Origin of the sequence: Burkholderia sp. GbtcB21, from assembly GCF_019091065.1 — a bacterium.
GTDB lineage: Bacteria > Pseudomonadota > Gammaproteobacteria > Burkholderiales > Burkholderiaceae > Burkholderia > Burkholderia pyrrocinia_C.
The window spans coordinates 1-228 of sequence record NZ_JAGXKA010000584.1 but is presented as its reverse complement, the minus strand read 5'-3'; the positions used below and the strand labels follow the sequence as shown (position 1 = coordinate 228).

The 228-nt window shown below is 62.3% G+C and carries 1 pseudogene; it reads right to left on the bottom strand.

The annotated features are described in order from the left end of the window. Positions 1 to 228, bottom strand: a pseudogene (locus KVT39_RS37745) (hypothetical protein); the annotation flags it as partial.

Sequence of the window (228 nt, the reverse complement as noted above, 5' to 3'; positions counted from 1 at the left end):
CCCCTCGCTGATGTTGTCGCTCATGAACTGGGCGGTGGTCTTGGCGACATTGGCGATCAGCCCGCCATACGCGCGCATCTGCTCGACCGAGCTTTCGACGATCGCCTGGAACACGTTCTTGATGAGGCCGCCGACGAATTTCGGGAAATCGACCTTCTGCATCATCTGGCCGAACTGCTCGACGCCCTGCTTGACCGCGCCGGCCTGGAAGTCCTTGCCGGCGAAGCC